Source organism: Citromicrobium sp. JLT1363 (assembly GCF_000186705.1).
GTDB lineage: Bacteria > Pseudomonadota > Alphaproteobacteria > Sphingomonadales > Sphingomonadaceae > Alteriqipengyuania.
Genome location: NZ_AEUE01000002.1, coordinates 349,090 through 366,310, shown reverse-complemented (window position 1 = coordinate 366,310; position 17,221 = coordinate 349,090). Strand labels below are relative to the sequence as shown.

Annotated in this window: 10 protein-coding genes; 8 read left to right on the top strand and 2 right to left on the bottom strand. The window is 65.5% G+C overall.

Going from position 1 to position 17,221, the window contains the following annotated elements; all coding sequences use genetic code 11:
• Positions 1–12: 12 nt before the first annotated feature.
• A complete protein-coding gene (locus tag ADAD_RS0104195) occupies positions 13–1,326 on the bottom strand; it encodes a radical SAM protein (protein WP_010410067.1) in 1,314 nt (437 codons plus the stop codon).
• Positions 1,327–1,508: 182 nt separating this feature from the next.
• Between ADAD_RS0104195 and ADAD_RS0104190 the strand changes: the two genes are divergently transcribed.
• Positions 1,509–2,177: an OmpW/AlkL family protein gene (locus tag ADAD_RS0104190; protein ID WP_010410065.1), complete on the top strand. Its 669-nt coding sequence runs from the start codon at positions 1,509–1,511 to the stop codon at positions 2,175–2,177.
• Positions 2,178–2,243: 66 nt separating this feature from the next.
• Here ADAD_RS0104190 and ADAD_RS0104185 read toward each other — a convergent pair whose 3' ends face one another.
• On the bottom strand, positions 2,244–2,924 hold the full coding sequence (locus ADAD_RS0104185) for a TetR/AcrR family transcriptional regulator (protein WP_010410062.1): 681 nt from the start codon (positions 2,922–2,924) through the stop codon (positions 2,244–2,246).
• Positions 2,925–3,020: 96 nt separating this feature from the next.
• Between ADAD_RS0104185 and ADAD_RS0104180 the strand changes: the two genes are divergently transcribed.
• The 7 genes from ADAD_RS0104180 (at position 3,021) to ADAD_RS0104150 (ending at position 16,892) form a co-directional block, all read left to right on the top strand.
• On the top strand, positions 3,021–4,196 hold the full coding sequence (locus ADAD_RS0104180; protein WP_010410060.1) for an efflux RND transporter periplasmic adaptor subunit: 1,176 nt from the start codon (positions 3,021–3,023) through the stop codon (positions 4,194–4,196).
• A gap of 3 nt (positions 4,197–4,199) precedes the next feature.
• Entirely contained in the window at positions 4,200–7,448 is a 3,249-nt protein-coding gene (locus ADAD_RS0104175) for an efflux RND transporter permease subunit (RefSeq protein ID WP_010410058.1), read from the top strand.
• Positions 7,445–8,896 (top strand): efflux transporter outer membrane subunit, encoded by a 1,452-nt coding sequence (locus ADAD_RS15500; RefSeq protein WP_010410056.1) that lies wholly within the window; start codon positions 7,445–7,447, stop codon positions 8,894–8,896. The genes ADAD_RS0104175 and ADAD_RS15500 overlap by 4 nt, the downstream gene beginning before the upstream one ends.
• A 182-nt stretch (positions 8,897–9,078) precedes the next feature.
• Complete coding sequence (locus ADAD_RS0104165) at positions 9,079–9,555, top strand: RNA polymerase sigma factor (RefSeq protein WP_010410054.1); 477 nt, start codon at positions 9,079–9,081, stop codon at positions 9,553–9,555.
• Complete coding sequence (locus tag ADAD_RS0104160; protein WP_010410052.1) at positions 9,552–10,529, top strand: FecR family protein; 978 nt, start codon at positions 9,552–9,554, stop codon at positions 10,527–10,529. Before ADAD_RS0104165 ends, ADAD_RS0104160 begins: the two co-directional genes overlap by 4 nt.
• Before the next feature lie 92 nt (positions 10,530–10,621).
• The gene (locus ADAD_RS0104155; protein ID WP_010410049.1) at positions 10,622–14,065 is read left to right on the top strand and encodes a TonB-dependent receptor; all 3,444 of its coding nucleotides are present in this window, start codon (positions 10,622–10,624) and stop codon (positions 14,063–14,065) included.
• Positions 14,066–14,141: 76 nt separating this feature from the next.
• Positions 14,142–16,892, top strand: a complete 2,751-nt coding sequence (locus ADAD_RS0104150; RefSeq protein ID WP_010410047.1) for a M16 family metallopeptidase — start codon at positions 14,142–14,144, stop codon at positions 16,890–16,892.
• Positions 16,893–17,221 lie beyond the last annotated feature (329 nt).

Below are 17,221 nucleotides of genomic sequence, written 5' to 3'. Positions count from 1 at the left end.
GGCTCGCTCCAGCTATACGGCGGAGCTGAACCGGCGCGGCGAATGGTTGCGGTAGCTGTCGAACAGTGCCGCGATGCTCCGCGCATAGGGCAGTCCGTCGGCTTCGATGGTCACCCACTCACGCTCAACGGTCACCAGTCCGCGTTCCCGGAAAGCGCGCAGCCGCGGGGCGACCTCGGCCATGAGTCGCCCGCCGATCGCCGCCCGGCCATCGCACAGCAGCCGCTCTATGATCGCGCCGCGATACCTGTCGTCCGCGCTGCGCGCGATCCCGCGATTGACGGTCAGCAGGCCCTCGCCCGCCTTCATCCGGTAACGGCCGGAGTTCTTTTCGTTCTGGGCTATCAGCCCCGGAAAACTGCTGATCGCCGATGCGCCCAGCCCGATCAGCACGTCGCCGGGATCGTCGGTAAAGCCCTGGAAATTGCGCCGCAGCCTGCCGTCGAACGCTGCCGTTGCCAGCGGATCGCTGCCCGCCCTGGCGAAATGGTCGAAGCCGATCGGCACGTATCCGTGGGTCAGGAAATAGCCGAAGCCGGTGGCCGCCATCTCGAAGCGCAGGTCGCGGCCGGGAAGGCTGCTCTCGTCGATCAGCTTCTGGCGCGGCACGATATGCGGAACATGCGCGTAGCCGAACAGGGCGATCCGGTCCGCGCCGATCACGCGGGTGCGCTGCAGCGAATCCTCCAGATCCTCCATGCGCTGCCCCGGCAGGCCGTACATCAGATCGAAGTTGAGCGAAGTGACCCCGGCCTCGCGCAGCCAGTCCACCGTCTGCACGATCTGGTCTTCGGGCTGGATGCGTCCGATCGCCTGCTGGCAATGCTCGGCAAAGGTCTGCACGCCCAGGCTCGCGCGCTCGACGCCAACTGCCGCAATCGCCTGCGCCCATTCGCGCGACATGGTGCGCGGATCGAGCTCGATCGAATGGATCGGATCGTCGAGGTCGAAATGCGTCGCCAGCGCATCGACCAGCCGCAGGAAATCGTCCGGCGCGATGGCATTGGGGCTACCGCCGCCGAACGCGATGCGCCGCACCCGCGTGCCCGGTGGCAGCAGGGCGGCGACCGTTTCGATCTCCCGGTGCAGCGCGTGAAGATAGCTCTCCAGCCGTTGCTGGCGGTTCGCCTTCCCGGTGTTGCACCCGCAATAGAAGCAGATCTTCTCGCAGAACGGGATGTGGAGGTAGAGCGAGACATCGCCCGTCGCCCGCTCCAGCGCGGCGCGGTAATGGCAGGCGGGCAGCACATCGAAATCGGCTGCGGTCGGATAGCTGGTATAGCGCGGGACGGGCGTTTCCAGCAGTTCGGGATAATAAGGCCACATGCCGCCAGCATAGGAACGCGCCCTGTGCGGTCTTTGCGCTGGATCAAATTACGCGAAAAGATTTCGGCCTGCGCAATTGATCATGATCAAGGCAGCGGCGAATCCATCGCGCTAGTCCGCCCCCATCACTCTGAGGCGATGCCGAATTCCTCGGCCAGCCATACAGGAAGGATGGAGAAGAGATGAAACAGATACTCGCCGCGTTGCTCGTGGGAAGCGCACTCTTTGCCGCGCCGGCCGCGGCGCAGGACGAAAAGGGCGATGTGCAGGTCAAGGTCCTGGGAACGGCGGTCCTCCCCGATGGGAAAATCACCGCGGTCAACACGGATACGATCAATCTGCCGGCGAACCTGCAGACCGAGGCAAACGACAACTACGTCCCCACCCTGGCGATCGAATACTTCGTGTCCGAGAATTTCTCGATCGAGACGATCTGCTGCATGACCGAGCATGACGTCGATGGCGTCACCGGGCTTGCGGGTGCGGAACTGGTTGCCGATGCGAAGCTGATCCCCGCCACCATCACCGGCAAGGCCCATTTCGATCTCGGCCCCGTGAAACCCTATATCGGCGCGGGCGCGACCTACTTCCTGTGGGTGGATGTCGAACCCGGTGCGGCTACGGTGCCGCTGGGCGTGACCGAGACCGACCTGTCGGACGAATTCGGCCTCGTGCTGCAGGCCGGCATGGATGTGCCGCTGGGCGAGAACGGCTTCGGCCTGACGCTCGATGCGAAGAAGTACTGGGTTGGCACCACGGCCAGCTGGTACGCCGGCAACACCCTGGCGATCGAGACCGAGCATGATCTCGACCCGTGGGTGCTCAGCGCCGGGGTCAGCTACCGCTTCTGAGCGGGGCGACCATCGCTCTCCCGCCGACGGCGCGAACCACCCGCGCTGTCGGTCGGGGGACCGAAACTACCTGGGCGCGCCAGAGCCCGACATGCGTGTCTGGCCGATATCGATATCCGGCGCTTCCCCGTCGTCGTCCGCCAGGCCGGCGCCCCTGATGAAGAAGTCTATCCGCGCCCGCAGGCGCGCCTCCGTATGATCGGCACCGGCGCCGTGGCTGATCGCGTCGGTGTGCAGATCGCTGACGAACAGGCCCAGCAGCATCTCGGCCAGCATGTCCGGAGTTCCGGCCATCGCGGTTCCGCCCGCTTCCCAGCGCGCAAACAGGTTCTTGAGCGCATCGTGCGTGCGCGTAGCGGTACGTTCGTGGAAAGTTCGCGCGAAGTCCGCATCCTCCAGACTGCGCGACACCACGATCCGCACCAGGGCGACCACTTCGGGGTCGAGAAAATGCAGGCGCAGCCCCTCGCCGATACGATGCAGAATGTCCTGCGGCGTGCCACCGGCGGCGACGGCCTGCTGGACGATCACCTCCCCCGAGGCTGCCTTTTCGAACACCACGGCTTCGAGCAGGCCGTCCTTGTTTCCGAAGACCTTGTAGACCGTTGCGAGAGACCCCCCCGCCCGGTCGACAATGTCCTTGAGGGTGGTCCGCTCGTAACCCTGCTCCGCGAACAAGCTGCGCGCGGCATCGACGATCGCTCTCTTGCGGCGATCGAGACGGCAGAATTCGGGCAGCTCGGTCATTTCACGAAACTCTAGCATTACGGGTTGCGGGGCAAGGGTGTAATCCCTATTACACCTTCGCACCTGCACAATTGCTGACCGAAAGCCGTTTCCCCCATGAAGCCGATCCTCGCGGGCCTGGCTGCCTGCTTCCTCCTTTCCGCCTGCTCCTCCAGCGAGGAACCGCCTGCCCCCCAGCCGGTCCCCGTGAAGACGGTCACGGTGGCGCGCCAGACCATACCCAACGTCATCGAACTGCCCGGCCGGGTTGAGCCGGTGCGCACGGCAGAAGTACGCGCCCGCGTCACCGGAATCGTGCAGGCACGGCTCTACGAGGAAGGGACGGACATCCGGGCGGGCCAGCCGCTGTTCCGGATCGACCCGCGCGAATTGCGGGCCAGCTATGCGCAGACCCAGGCGGCGCTGACCCGCGCACGCGCCACAGCGGCCAATGCCCGCGCCGTGGTCAACCGCTATCGCCCGCTGGTGGAAGAAGATGCCATCAGCGGCCAGGAATACGACGCCGCGCTGGCCGCAGCGCGCGAAGCGGAAGCGAACGTGGCGCAGATCCGCGCCCAGCTCGACGCCGCATCGCTCCAGCTTGGTTACACCACCGTACGCGCTCCGATTTCGGGCCGGGCAGGCCGGGCGCAAGTGACGGAGGGTGCGCTCGTCAGCCAGGGCGAAGGCACGCTGATGGCCCGGATCGAGCAGATTTCACCCGTCTATGTCAGTTTCGCCCAGGCCGCGAGCGAAGTGCTCAAGCTGCGCCGCGCGGTCGCGGCTGGCGAGGTGGACCTCGACGACAACGATCAGATCGAGGTGCGGCTGACCTTCTCGGACGGCACGGAATATCCCGTGCCCGGCTATATCGATTTCCTCGCCTTCTCGGTCGACCAGCAGACCGGCACGGTCGAACTGCGCGCGGAATTTCCGAACCCCGAGCGGCTGCTTCTGCCCGGCGAATTCGTGCGCGCGCAGATCTATGCCGGGCAGGTCCAGAACGGCCTGACCGTGCCCCAGAGCGCCGTCACGCTGACCAGGGATGGCGGCACGGTCTACGTGATCGACGGGGAAGGAAAGGCGGCCATGCGCCCGATCAAGCTTGGCGCGATGGTCGATGGCAAGTGGATCGTGGAAAGCGGCCTCAAGCCGGGCGACAAGGTGATCGTCAGCAATCTGCAGAAGATCCGCCCCGGCGCTCCGGTAAAGGTCGCCAACACGCCGACCGGTCGCGAGCCCGCCAGAAAACCCGCCGCCAGCCAGCCCGCCCGTACCAGCGGAGCCGAGTAAGCCATGGCACGCTTCTTCATCGACAGGCCGATCTTCGCCTGGGTCGTCTCGCTGGGTATCCTGCTGGCGGGCTTCATGGCCCTGCGCGCTCTCCCGATTGAGCAATATCCCGAGGTGGCACCGCCATCGCTGACCATCAGCGTGGTCTATCCCGGCGCCGACGCCGAGACGCTGGAAGAAAACGTCACCCAGGTGATCGAGCAGCAGCTGAACGGGGTAGAGGGCTTTCTCTACATGTCCTCCTCCAGCCTCTCGAACGGGACGGCCAGCATCACGCTGACCTTCGAAGCAGGTACGGACATCGATATCGCCCAGACCGAGGTGCAGAACCGGCTGAGCACGGTCGAGGCGCGGCTGCCCGAAGAGGTCCGCCGACAGGGCATTACCGTGCGGCAGGCGAACGAGGGCTTCCTGCTGATCGTCGCGCTGACATCCGAAGGCGGCGCCTATGACACGACCGATCTCGGCAATATCGCCTCGACGCAGGTGGTGGACGAACTGCGCCGCGTGCCCGGCGTGGGCGATGTGCAGCTATTCGGATCGCAGTATGCCATGCGCATCTGGCTCGATCCCGATGCCCTGGCGTCCTACAACCTCTCGCCCGGTGCCGTCCTCGCCGCGATCCGTGAACAGAACGCGCAGACCGCCGGCGGCTCGATCGGTGCCCAGCCGGTGGGCGACGGGCAGCAAATCACCGCCACGATCTCCACCGAAGGGCGCTTCAGCACGGTCGAGGAGTTCGAGAATATCATCCTGCGCGCCAGCAACGGCGCGGCAGTGGTGCGGCTGGGCGAGGTCGCGCGGGTCGAGATCGGCGCGCAGTCCTACGCCACCTCCACCTCCCTCAACGGCCAGCCGATGGCGGGCATGGCGGTCCAGCTGGCGACCGGCGCCAACGCGCTTGCCGCGGCCGAGGGCGTGAAGGAGCGGATGGACGAAATCGCCACCGCCCTGCCGGGCGATGTCACCTGGTCCATCCCCTACGACACCACGCCCTTCGTCGAAGCGTCGGTGGAAGAAGTGGTGAAGACGCTGATCGAGGCCATGTTCCTCGTCTTCCTCGTCATGTTCCTGTTCCTGCAGAACTGGCGCGCGACGCTGATTCCGACGCTGGTCGTGCCCATCGCGCTGGCGGGCGCGTGCCTTGGCCTGTGGCTGTTCGGCTTTTCGATCAACGTGCTCTCGCTGTTCGGCATGGTGCTGGCGATCGGTATTCTGGTCGACGATGCGATCGTGGTGATCGAGAATGTCGAGCGGATCATGCGCGAGGAAGGGCTGCCGCCCGTCCAGGCGACGCGCAAGGCCATGGGACAGATCAGCGGCGCGATCATCGGCATCACGCTGGTGCTGGTCGCGGTGTTCGTGCCGATGGCGTTCTTCCCCGGATCGACGGGCGGAATCTATCGCCAGTTCTCGGTCACGCTGGCCATCGCGATCTTCTTCTCCGCATTCCTCGCCCTGTCGCTGACCCCTGCGCTGTGCGCGACCTTCCTCAAGCCGATTGAGAAGGGGCACGATCATGAGTCCGGGCCCGAGATCGACGAAGAGGCCGAGGCGCAGCCCGGCTGGCGCGGTCGGCTGGCGCGCGCGCAGGGTACGGCGGCGCGCTTCTTCGCCCGCTTCAACCGCTGGTTCGCGCGCATGCAGGGCAAGTACGGCCGCGCCAATGATCGCATCCTGTCGCGCCCGTGGCGCGCCTTTGCCGTCTTCCTGGCGCTGGGCCTGGTGACCGTCCTGCTGTTCATGCGCCTGCCGACCGCCTTCCTGCCGACCGAGGATCAGGGATACCTCATCACTGCCGTGCAGGCGCCACCGGGCGCCACCACGCAACGCCTCGATGAATCGCTTGAACCGGTCACCAGTTACTGGATGGGCCGCGAGGAGGTCGAAAACCTGGTCGTCGTTCGTGGGTTCAGCTTCTTCGGACAGGGGCAGAACAACGCGCTGATGTTCTCTTCCTTCAAGCCATGGGACGAGCGGACCGGGGAAGAAAGCAGCGCGGCCGCGATGCTGGCGGATGCCACCGCCCGGTTCAGCCAGATCGATGGCGCGCTCGCCTTCGTGATTCAGCCGCCTGCCATCCAGTCTCTGGGTCAGGCGAGCGGCTTTACGCTCAAGCTGCAGGACCGCGCGGGCCTGGGCCGCGAGGCGCTGACCGCCGCGCGCGACCAGCTTCTGGGCATGGCCTCGCAAAGCGAGATGGTCGCAAACCTGCGACCCGAAGACCAGGGGCCCAGCCCGGAGGTCGAGATCGATATCGACCGCGTGCAGGCCCGCGCGCTCGGCCTGTCGCTCAGCGATGTGAACGCCGCGCTCTCGATCACCTTCGGGTCCGCCTATGCCAACGACTTCAACCGCGATGGCCGCGTGCTGCAGGTCCTCGTCCAGGCAGACGCACCGTTTCGCATGACGCCCGAAGACGTGCTGGCGCTGCGGATTCCCAATGCGGAAGGCGAACTGGTGCCCTTCAGCGCCTTCGCCAGCGCGGACTGGTCGGCATCTCCCGCCAGCCTGTCGCGCTATAACGGCTATCCCGCCATGACCCTTTCCGGCATGGCCGCGCCCGGCAAGTCCTCCGGTGCGGCGCTCCAGGAAATGGAGCAACTCGCCGCGCAGTTGCCGCCGGGCATCGGCTATGAATGGACCGGCATTTCCTACGAGGAAAAGCAGGCGGGCGGGCAGATTGGCTTGCTGCTGGGCCTGTCGGTCGTGGTCGTGTTCCTGGTGCTGGCTGCGCTGTACGAAAGCTGGGCCGTGCCGCTCGCGGTGCTGCTGATCGTGCCCATGGGTGTCCTTGGCGCAGTGCTGTTCTCGATGTTGCGCGGATTGTCGGCGGACGTCTATTTCAACGTCGGTCTCATCACGATCATCGGTCTCGCCGCGAAGAACGCGATCCTGATCGTCGAATTCGCGATCGAGGAAGAAGAACGCGGCCTCAGGCGGATCGATGCGGTGAAGGCCGCTGCGAAGCTGCGCCTGCGCCCGATCATCATGACCTCGCTTGCCTTCACCATGGGCATGGTCCCGCTGGTGCTGGCCAGCGGAGCGGGCGCTGCCAGCCGGATCGCGGTGGGCACCGGCGTGATGGGCGGGATGATCGCGGCGACCGTGCTCGGCATCTTCCTGATCCCGATGCTCTATCTGCTGGTGCGCAGGAACATCAGCCGCAAGCAGCCGCATGCCGCGGGGCATCTGGAAGAGCCCGGCAGCACACCACCCGCATCCGGCAGCGAAGGGGAACCCGCGCGATGAACCGTCCCGTCAGAACCCTCATCCTGCTGGCCCTGTCGTCCAGCGCACTGGCGGGCTGTGCGAGCATGGCGCCCGAGCATACCCGCCCGCCCGCGGCGAGTGCGCCCGCGTTCGATCCCGAATACCGGCCCGATGGAGAGGCGGTCGCCTCGCAGCTTTCCTACCGCGAATGGTTCACCGACCCGCGCCTGGTCGGCCTGATCGACAGCGCGCTGGAGAACAATCGCGATCTGCTCGCCGCGACGGCGCGGATCGAACAGGCCCGCGCGCGCTACCGCATCCAGGACAGCCGCCGCCTGCCCAGCGTCGTCTCCAATGGCAGCGCCACGCGTTCGCGCCAGCCATTGGGCGTCAACCCGGCGCTCGATGCAGGCGACGTAGAAGGCGCGCCGGCTGCGATCACTTCCAACCGGTTCGAGGTCGGCGTGGGCGTCAGCGCGTTCGAACTCGATTTCTGGGGCCGCATCGCCAGCCTGAGCGAACAGGCACGCGCGCAGTATCTGTCCACCGTGGCGGCACAGCGGGCGTTCTACCTGTCGCTGATCGCCGATACCGCGACGACCTACTACGAGATCGTCGAGACGCAGGAACAGATCGCGCTGGCCGAAGCGACCGCGCAGAGCCGCCGCGACGGGCTGCGGATCGCGAAGCTCAGGCTCGACAACGGAGTGACATCCGCCCTCCCCTATCGTCAGGCCGAAACCCTGCTGACCCAGGCCGAACAGCAGCTGGCGAGCGAGAAGCTGGCGCTGGCCCGCCTGCGCAACCAGCTGGCCGTGCTGGTCGGCGGCACCGTGCCCGATGGGCTCGCCGAGGGGCTGTCGCTGGCCGATCAGGGAGACAAGCCGCGCCTTGCTGCAGGCCTGCCCTCGGACCTGCTGCTGATCCGGCCTGATATCATCGCGGCGGAGGAACAGCTGCGCGCAGCCCGCGCCAATATCGGCGCGGCGCGTGCGGCGTTCTTCCCGACCATCTCGCTCACCGGGAATGCCGGTTTTTCATCCAACAGCCTCGACGGCCTGTTTTCGTCCGACGGGCTTGGCTGGAGCTTCGGCCCGTCCATTTCGCTGCCGATCTTCGACTGGGGCGCACGCGAGGCCGATCTCGACCTCGCGCAGGCGCTGGAGGTGGAGCAGGTGGCGAATTACGACAAGACCGTACAGACCGCCTTCCGCGAGGTGTCCGATGCGCTGGCCGGTCGGCGCTATCTTGCCGAACAGGTCGCCACGCTGGAACGCGCCGTCGAATCGCAGGAACGGATCGCCTACATTGCCCGCCTGCGATACCGCGAGGGCGTTGCCGACTACCTCGAAGTGCTCGATGCGGAACGCAACCTGTTCAGCGCGCGCCAGCAGCTGCTGGCGACCGAACGCGCATGGCTGCAGAACCGCGCGACGCTGTTCGTGGCGCTGGGCGGTGGCACCAGAGACGCGATGACCGCGCCCTAGGGCGCCCGGCCTATTGCACGGAGCATCGCCCCGCGATCACCAGCGGGCTATCACCTGGTACCAAACCACGCCTGGTGACGCCGGTGCATCTGCCAGAGTCCCCATCGCTGCCTCTTTGCAAGCCCGACCATATCCGTATTGTCGGATTTCGGGTTCGCAAGCGTCAGGATTGATAGAGGGATATGTCGAGGATCCCCAAGATGTTGGAAAAGGCGCGGCGGGCGGTCCTTCGCCGCGGGCTTTCACGCGAGGATGCTGACGAAATCGTGCAAGAGGCCTTCATCAAAGTCGATGCCTACGCGAAGACCCGCGAAGTCCGGTCGCACGAAGGGCTGCTCGTTTCGACCGCGGTCAACCTGTCGATCGACAGCCAGCGTCGCAGCGCAAGGGCGCCCTTCGTCCAGCATCCCAATGTCCAGCTCGTCTCCAGCAATGATCCCGACCCTGCCGACATTCTCGAAGCGCGGGCGAAACTCGAACACCTTTCCGACGGGATCGCCCATCTGAACGAAAGGACGCGCCGTATCCTGCTGCTGCGCCGGCTGGAAAACCTGAGCTATGCCGAGATTGCCGAACGCGAACAGATGAGCGTGGCGGCCGTCGAAAAGCATGTGGCGCGCGCGACCCTGAAACTCATGCAGTGGATGGAAAGCTGGTGAGCCGCGCTTCGGACAATACGAAGGGCAGCGATCCCGAAGCCGCCGCGTGGCTGGTGCGGCTGGACAGCGACGGGCAAGCGCGAACCCGGGACGCGCACGAAGCCTGGCTTGCCGAAGACGAATGCCACGCCCGGTCGTTCGAAAGGGCCGAAGAAGTGTGGTCCATGCTGCCCCGGGCTGCCGCGCAATCGCGCGTTGCGGAAAGCCACGGCCCCAGGGCTGCCTCTGCTCCGAGGTGGGCGATGGCCGCCTGCGCCGCGCTCGTGATGCTGGCAGGCGCGTTCATCCTGACCCGGCTTCCGGGCAACGAAACATTCCAGACCGCACCCGGAGAGCAGGCAGTCGAACGCCTCGCGGATGGCAGCACCGCCTCGCTCGACACAATGACCCGCCTTTCGGTCGAGTTCGACGATACCCGGAGGGCGCTGACCCTGGACGAGGGCGAAGCCGTGTTCGACGTCGTACACGATGCGGACCGGCCTTTCATCGTGCGGGCCGGCAAGCTGCAGGTCCTCGCGGTCGGGACGCGGTTCGTGGTTCGCCATGTCGGCACCGATACCTCCGTGACCTTGCTGGAAGGCAGGATCGCGGTGTCCCGACTGGACGAGGATGGGCGCGCAGAACCTGTCCCCATCGCACGGGGCGGGCGCTCTTTACGGACAGGCGAACGATTGCGACTGACCGTCGACGGCGAAGCGCGCAGCGACCGGCGCGCAATCGAGGATGTGGCCGCCTGGCGGCGCGGGCGTGTGGTATTCGATGACGTTCCGCTGGGCGAAGCCGTCAGCGAGTTGAACCGATATGGCGGCGAACGGCTCGCGGTCGGGGCCGACATTGCCGGGCTGGCGATCTCCGGCAGCTTCTCCACCGCCGATCCCGCAAGCTTCGCCGAAGCCGTCTCTGCCCTGCACAATCTTGATGTGCGCAAATCCGGCCAGACGCTCGTGATCGAAAGTCCACTGACGCAAAACTGAAAAAAAGTTTCGTCTCGCCTGTCGGTTTTGCAATGCAGCATCGTCTAGGGGGCAGGGGCGGACGGGACCGGCCCTGTCGAAAGGGGGCCGAATTGTACCGTTCACTCACTACCTCGCTGCTTGCCGTCGGGGCTGCCACGATCAGCACCGCAGCCTACGCCCAGACCGCACCCGAAACCACTTACACCTTCGACCTTCCGGCCCAGCCGATGGACGATGCGCTGACGTCGGTTGCCGAAAGAACGGGCAGCAATGTGGTCTACAACGGGCAGGACGTGGCCGACCGCCGCGCTCCGGCCATCCGCGGCACCTTTACCGCACAGGCCGCCTTCGAACGCATCCTGGCTGGCTCGGGTCTTGTCCTGAGGCGCACCGGCGGCGGCGCTTTCGTCGTCTCCTCCCCCTCGCAGCGAAGCGCGACCACGGGCCGCAGCGCGATTTCCGGATCGGTCACCGCGGCCAACAGCACGCGCGGGCTAGAAGGCGCGCTGGTCCGGATCGTCGAGACCGGGCAGACGACGGCGGTCGACAGCTTCGGCGACTTTCGTTTCGCGAAGGTTCCAGCGGGCACTTACACGCTGGAGATATCCTTCCTCGGCTACGAAACCGCCTACCAGAGCGTCAGCGTCGGCAGCGAGAAGGCCCGCAACCTGGCCATCGTGCTCGGCCAGCCGGATACGGAGAGCAATGCGATCGTCGTCTACGGCTCGCGCAGCGCACGGGCCAATGCCCTGAACGTGCAGCGCACGGCAGAGAACAGTTCGGACGTCATTTCCGCAGACGATCTCGGCAACTTCACGGGGACCACCTTTTCGGAGGCCCTGCGCCGGGCGCCGGGCGTATCGTTCCAGCGCAACAGCGTGACGGGCGATGGCACCAACGTGATCGTGCGCGGGCTGGAGCCCGACATGAACGCGGTGAAGCTGAACGGGCTCAACCTGCCCGTCGGCAGCGGGACCGGTCGCTCTGCCGATCTTTCCAACCTGCTGGCGGATTCGATCGGCCAGATCACAATCCACAAGTCGCTTTTGCCCAGTCAGGATTCCTCGGGCACGGGCGGCCTGATCGAAATCGAGACGCTGTCCCCGCTCGACCGGCCCCGGCGCTATGCCAGCCTGCTTGTGGAAGGCGGCTTCACGCCCGACGACTTCGGAAACGATTTCCTCGCCTCGGGTACGGTTTCAGGCACATTCGGCGGCAATTTCGGGCTCAGCGCCTCGATCCAGTACCGGCGCAACGACAACCGGACGATCGGCTACGATGCCGGTGGCAACGGGGGGAGGCTGGCCTTCGGCACCTCGCTGCCGCTGGACGGGAACGGGCAGCCGATCACCGCGCCCGAAGCGGTCGACCCACTGGCGGTCTTCCCGTTCGTCCCGGGAGACGACAGGGTCTTCCCCTCGGGCCTCAACACATCGTTCTACAGCAACGAGAACGAGACGTTCGCGGGGACCTTGTCCGCCGAGTGGCAGGTGAGCGACGGGACCAACCTCAAGGTCGATTACCAGCGCTCCCAATCCACCTCGACGTTCTTCTCGCTTACCGACACGTTCACGACCCTGGCCGAATACGTCGTGCCCGCAGGTGGCGGGGAGGCGGAACTGATCCTGCCTCTGGACCCCGGAAACGAGGCGATCCAGCGCACGCAGTCCTACAGCTACGATCCCGACGTCAAGCAGGTCACCGATACGTTCAGCTTCAAGGGCCGCACCGAAGCCGGGCGCTTCACCTTCAATTACCTTGCAGGCTATGCGCGGGGCACCGAAACCCACCCGCGCCAGTTCGGGGTGCAATTGCGCATGCCCGAAGCGGATGCGAGCGCGGATCTGTTCACGCCGGGCGCGGTCGATCCGGTCACCGGCCGCATCCTCACCGGCTTCGGGCCGCGCACCGGTCAGGGAATTCCGCTGCCGCTGCTGAGCGAGGCGGGCAAGGCGCTGATCAACGACCCGTCGGGTTTCACGATCGACAATGCCTCCGGCCAGTTCGACGATTATTCGGGCAGCAATGATCGCTATACCGCGAGCGGATCGGCCCGCTGGACGCCGGGTGAAGGGGCCCTCAAATATCTGGAGGCCGGCGTGTTCTACGAGAACACGTCCTTCACCAGCAACCTGGTGCGCAGCCAGATCGGCGGCAACGTGCCGGTCACGTCGCTGGGCCTCGAATTCGTGCCCTCCGATCTTTCCCGGATCGGCATCGACAATGCCGGATTCCTCGTCCTGAGTGAAGCTTCGGTGCGCGATCTGGCCGACAACCTCGAAAGCTACGTCTCGAGCAGCGGGCTGACGATCAACCCGATCATCCCCAATCCCGACCAGGAAAACGAGAAGACCGAAGAGGAAAATCTCGCCGCCTACATCCAGGCACGGGTCGATATCGGCAAGCTCGAGATCGTCGGCGGCGTGCGCTTCAACCGGACGAAGCTGGCGGCGACCAATCTGGTCTTTCCCGTCTACACCGGGCCGATCCTGCCCGCGAATGGCGGCGGCGTCGGCAACGACCTGATCTTCCAGAACGAGTTCACCCGCCTGGTGACCGAGGAATCGGTGGCGGAAGACTTCCTGCCGCGCGTGCTGTTCAATTACCGCGCAAGCGACGATCTTATCTTCCGCGGCGGCTACTTCCTGTCGGTGGCGCGCCCCTCGATCGGGCAGCTTTCGTCCGAAACGCGAATCGCCTTCATCAACTTTCCGATCCCCGGTCCGGAGGGCGTGAAGCCGATCCTCCAGATCAACAGCGGCAACCCCGATCTGAAGCCTGCGAAGACCGACAATTTCGACATCAGCGCCGAGTATTATTCGGGCATCGGCATCTTCAAGCTGAGCGGGTTCTACAAGCGGATCGACAATCTGCTGCAGACCAACATCACCAATGGTCCGGCCGTGCTGGATGCGATCACGCTGCCCGACCACCCCTATTTCAACGGGCCGCCCTACTTCGATCCCGCCAACCCGGATTCGGTCTTCATAACCGGGGGCACGCCGGTCAACAGCGACGACGTGGCCGAATTGTGGGGGATCGAGGCGCAGGCGGAGCGCCGGTTCGACTTCCTGCCCGGCATCTGGGGCGGCTTCGGCGTCTACCTCAACTATACCTACACAGAGAGTTCGCGCACCGACCGTTATACCTATGCCTACGAGCCGGCGCCCGACAACGTGTACGAATTCACCGGCCTGCCCTTCGTGCAGCAGCCCAGGCATTCGGGCACCGCGGCGCTCACCTATGCCAAGTACGATATCGATGCGAACCTGACCTATGGCTACCAGTCGCGTGCCCTGGCGTCGTTCAGGCCCCGGGGCCTGAGCAATTATACCGAGGCGGTCGAGACGCTCGATTTCCGGGCCGAATACTACCTCCGTCCGGACTTCGCCGATCTGCGCATCTTCTTCGAAGCGAACGACCTGCTGAACGGCACGGGCGATCCCGACGTCGCCTACAGCTTCGGCGGAGAGCAGGGCGTGCCCGCCTACTTCCACCGCGCCACCTATCTCGGTGGCCGGCGCTTCAAGGTCGGCATTTCGGCGACGTTCTGATCCTCTCAATGGCGTCGGCGCCCGCCCTCGGGGCGTCGACGCATTCCCTCCCTTACCCCCTCCCCGGAGTTCTTCGATGACCAAGCATTTCCTCGCCCTGCCGCTGCTTGCGGCAGGCCTCTCGCTCGCGCAGCCGGGACCGGCGCTGGCGCAGGCCGCCCCTGCGGTCACGACATCCCAAGACGAGATCGCCTACGAAGAATTCACCTTGCCCAACGGTCTGCGCGTGGTCGTACACGAGGACCACAGCGTGCCGAAGGTGGCGGTCGCCGTGTGGTATCACGTGGGTTCGATGAACGAACCCGATGGCAAGTCCGGCTATGCCCACCTGTTCGAACATCTGATGTTCAACGGATCGGAGAATCGCGACGACGAATATTTCCCGCCGCTGCAGGAAATCGGCGCTTCGGCAGTCAACGGCGCGACCAGCTACGACCAGACCTATTACTACGAGGTCGTGCCGACCGGCGGGCTGGAGCGGGTGCTGTGGCTGGAATCGGATCGCATGGGCAACCTGCTGGGTGCGGTCACCCAGGCCAAGCTCGATGAGCAGCGCGGCGTGGTCCAGAACGAAAAGCGCACCTACGAAAACCGTCCGTATTCATCGATGGCGCAATTGCGCAACGAGGCGCTCTTCCCGCCCGATCATCCCTATCACCACACGGTGATCGGTTCGATGGAAGACCTCGACGCCGCCTCGCTCGACGACATGCACAACTGGTTCAAGGACTACTACGGCGCCTCGAACGCGGTCGTCAGCCTGGCAGGCGACATCTCGGTGGAGGACGCCCGCAAGCTCGTGACCAAGTATTTCGGGGCAGTGCCGCCCGGTCCGCCGGTGTCGCGCCTCACCCAGGATCTGCCGCTGCTCGACGCAACGAAAGCGCAGGTGGTGGAGGAAGCCGTTCCGCAGACTGCGATTTCGTGGAGCTGGCCGGTGCCGGGCCAGGATAGCGACGTCAGCCCGGCCTTGCGCCTTGCATCCAGCCTGATCGGCTCGGGGCGCCTGTCGCGCCTCAACCAGGCGCTGGTGGTCGACCGCGAACTGGCGACCGACGTCTTTGCCAACTACGAAAGCTACCAGCTGGCCGGCGTGTTCGAAATCGGCCTCCGCTTGAAAGAGGGCGTGGCCCCTGCCGAGGCGGAAGCCGTCCTGCGCGAAGAGATCGATCGCTTTCTCGATGAAGGGCCGAGCGAGGCGGAGCTGGAGCGGACCAAGACCGGCTGGTACAGCAATAATGTCCGTGCGCGGGAATCGCTGTTCGTGAAGGCGATGACGCTGGCCGGCGGCCTGGTGTTCGATGACGATCCGGGTAGCTACCTGAAGGATCAGGCGCAGATAGAAGCGGCCACCGCGGTGGATGTGCGCGATGCCGCGCGCGAATGGCTGTCACGCCCCAACTATCGGCTCACGGTCCTGCCCCGCCCGGATCGCACCGCGATGGCCGATGGTGCCGATCGTACGCAGCTGCCGTCGCTGCAGGGCTATCCCGAACTGACGCTGCCGAAGGTGCACGAAGGAACGCTGTCCAACGGGATCAGAGTTCTCTTTGCCGAGCGCCCGGGCACGGCAACGGTCGACATGGCGATGAACTTCGATGCAGGGAGCAGTGCCGATCTGGGCCGCAAGGACGGGATCGAGGGCTTCACCAACACGCTTCTTGGCGAAGGCACGCAGAGCCTGACCGGCAACGAGCTGGCCGACAGGGAAGAGCGGCTTGGCGCACGCATCTATACCACGGGCGGCGTCGATACGACCACGGTGGTGGCCTCAGCGCTGGCGCGCAATCTCCCCGAAACGATCGCCCTCTGGGCGGACATGATCCGCCATCCGGCATTCCGGGAGGAGGATATCGCGCGGGCCAAGGCGCAGGCGCTCTCCCGCCTGGCCCAGTCGGAGAACAATCCCGATGGGCTGGCGGCCGATGCCTTCGGCAGTGTCATCTACGGCGAAGGCCATGCCTATGCCACGCGCCTCGGCAACCGGCGGGCCGTGATCGATAGCTATGACCGCGCCGACCTGACGGCCTTCTACGACGCGTATCTCCGGCCCGACAACGCCACGATCTACGCCGCGGGCGCATCCGGGTTCGATGCTTTCATGGCCGAGCTGGAGGACGCGTTCGGAGACTGGACCGCTCCGCAATCGCCGTTGGGAACGAAGAGCGTGACCGAACTGGACGCTCAGGATGCGCCCCGCGTTATCCTGGTGGACAAGCCGGGCGCGATCCAGTCGGTACTGCGCGTAGGGCGGATCGTGCCCGGCGGGCTGGACCCGATCAATTTCGATCTCGACATCGTCAATTCGGTGCTGGGCGGCGGCTTCAACGCCCGGCTGAACACCAATCTGCGGGAAGACAAGGGCTGGACCTACGGCGCGGGGAGTGGAATTTCCTCTGCCATCGGGCCGCAGGTCTTCCAGATTTCCACCAGCGTTCAGACCGACAAGACCAGGGAAGCCCTGGAGGAGATCAAGAAGGAGCTCGATGGGATAACGGGTGCGCGCCCCGCCACCGAAGCCGAACTGGAACTGGTCCGCCGCGGCGAAGTGCTGACCTTGTCCGACCGCTTCGAAACCAACGGAGCCATGGTTGGCTATCTTCAATACGTCGACCGCTTCGATCGGCCGGTGAACTGGATCGAGACCCTGCCCGATCGCTATGCCTCGATATCGCCCGGGCGCGTGACAGAGGTTTCCTCCCTGCTCGACCCCGAGGCGATGACATGGGTGATCGTGGGCGATCTCTCTCGGATCGAGGATGATGTGCGCGCGCTCGATTTGGGTCCGGTCGAGGTTCGTACGCCGGATGGGAGCATCGTGCGGTGATCGATCCGCACCCGGCAGCATCACTGTGAAAACGACCTGACGCGACCGGCAAGCCCGGGCGGTCGTTGATCGGCCGACAGGCGGCAACCTTCTGCGTTTCCTCTCCCGGCCACTCCCGGCCGAGGGGGGAACGCCGGGTTCCTCACGATCCTACCCCGCCATGCTGGGATGCACTGCTCGGAACCTCCGCAAGAACGCCTGCGCAAAGCCCGATCTCAGGCTTGCCGACGGCGCGGGAGCGCCGCTCTCCAGGCTCACACGACGTTGCGCCGCCACAGGTCATTACCTTTTTTCCCAAACGAGTGGATCGGGCCAGCCAACAAGCAAAT

Bases quoted from the DNA above. Each gene is read 5' to 3' on its own strand.
- ADAD_RS0104195 (WP_010410067.1), bottom strand. From the start codon at position 1,326: ATGTGGCCTTATTATCCCGAACTGCTGGAAACGCCCGTCCCGCGCTAT.
- ADAD_RS0104180 (WP_010410060.1), top strand. From the start codon at position 3,021: ATGAAGCCGATCCTCGCGGGCCTGGCTGCCTGCTTCCTCCTTTCCGCC.
- ADAD_RS15500 (WP_010410056.1), top strand. From the start codon at position 7,445: ATGAACCGTCCCGTCAGAACCCTCATCCTGCTGGCCCTGTCGTCCAGC.
- ADAD_RS0104175 (WP_010410058.1), top strand. From the start codon at position 4,200: ATGGCACGCTTCTTCATCGACAGGCCGATCTTCGCCTGGGTCGTCTCG.
- ADAD_RS0104165 (WP_010410054.1), top strand. From the start codon at position 9,079: ATGTCGAGGATCCCCAAGATGTTGGAAAAGGCGCGGCGGGCGGTCCTT.
- ADAD_RS0104150 (WP_010410047.1), top strand. From the start codon at position 14,142: ATGACCAAGCATTTCCTCGCCCTGCCGCTGCTTGCGGCAGGCCTCTCG.
- ADAD_RS0104190 (WP_010410065.1), top strand. From the start codon at position 1,509: ATGAAACAGATACTCGCCGCGTTGCTCGTGGGAAGCGCACTCTTTGCC.
- ADAD_RS0104185 (WP_010410062.1), bottom strand. From the start codon at position 2,924: ATGACCGAGCTGCCCGAATTCTGCCGTCTCGATCGCCGCAAGAGAGCG.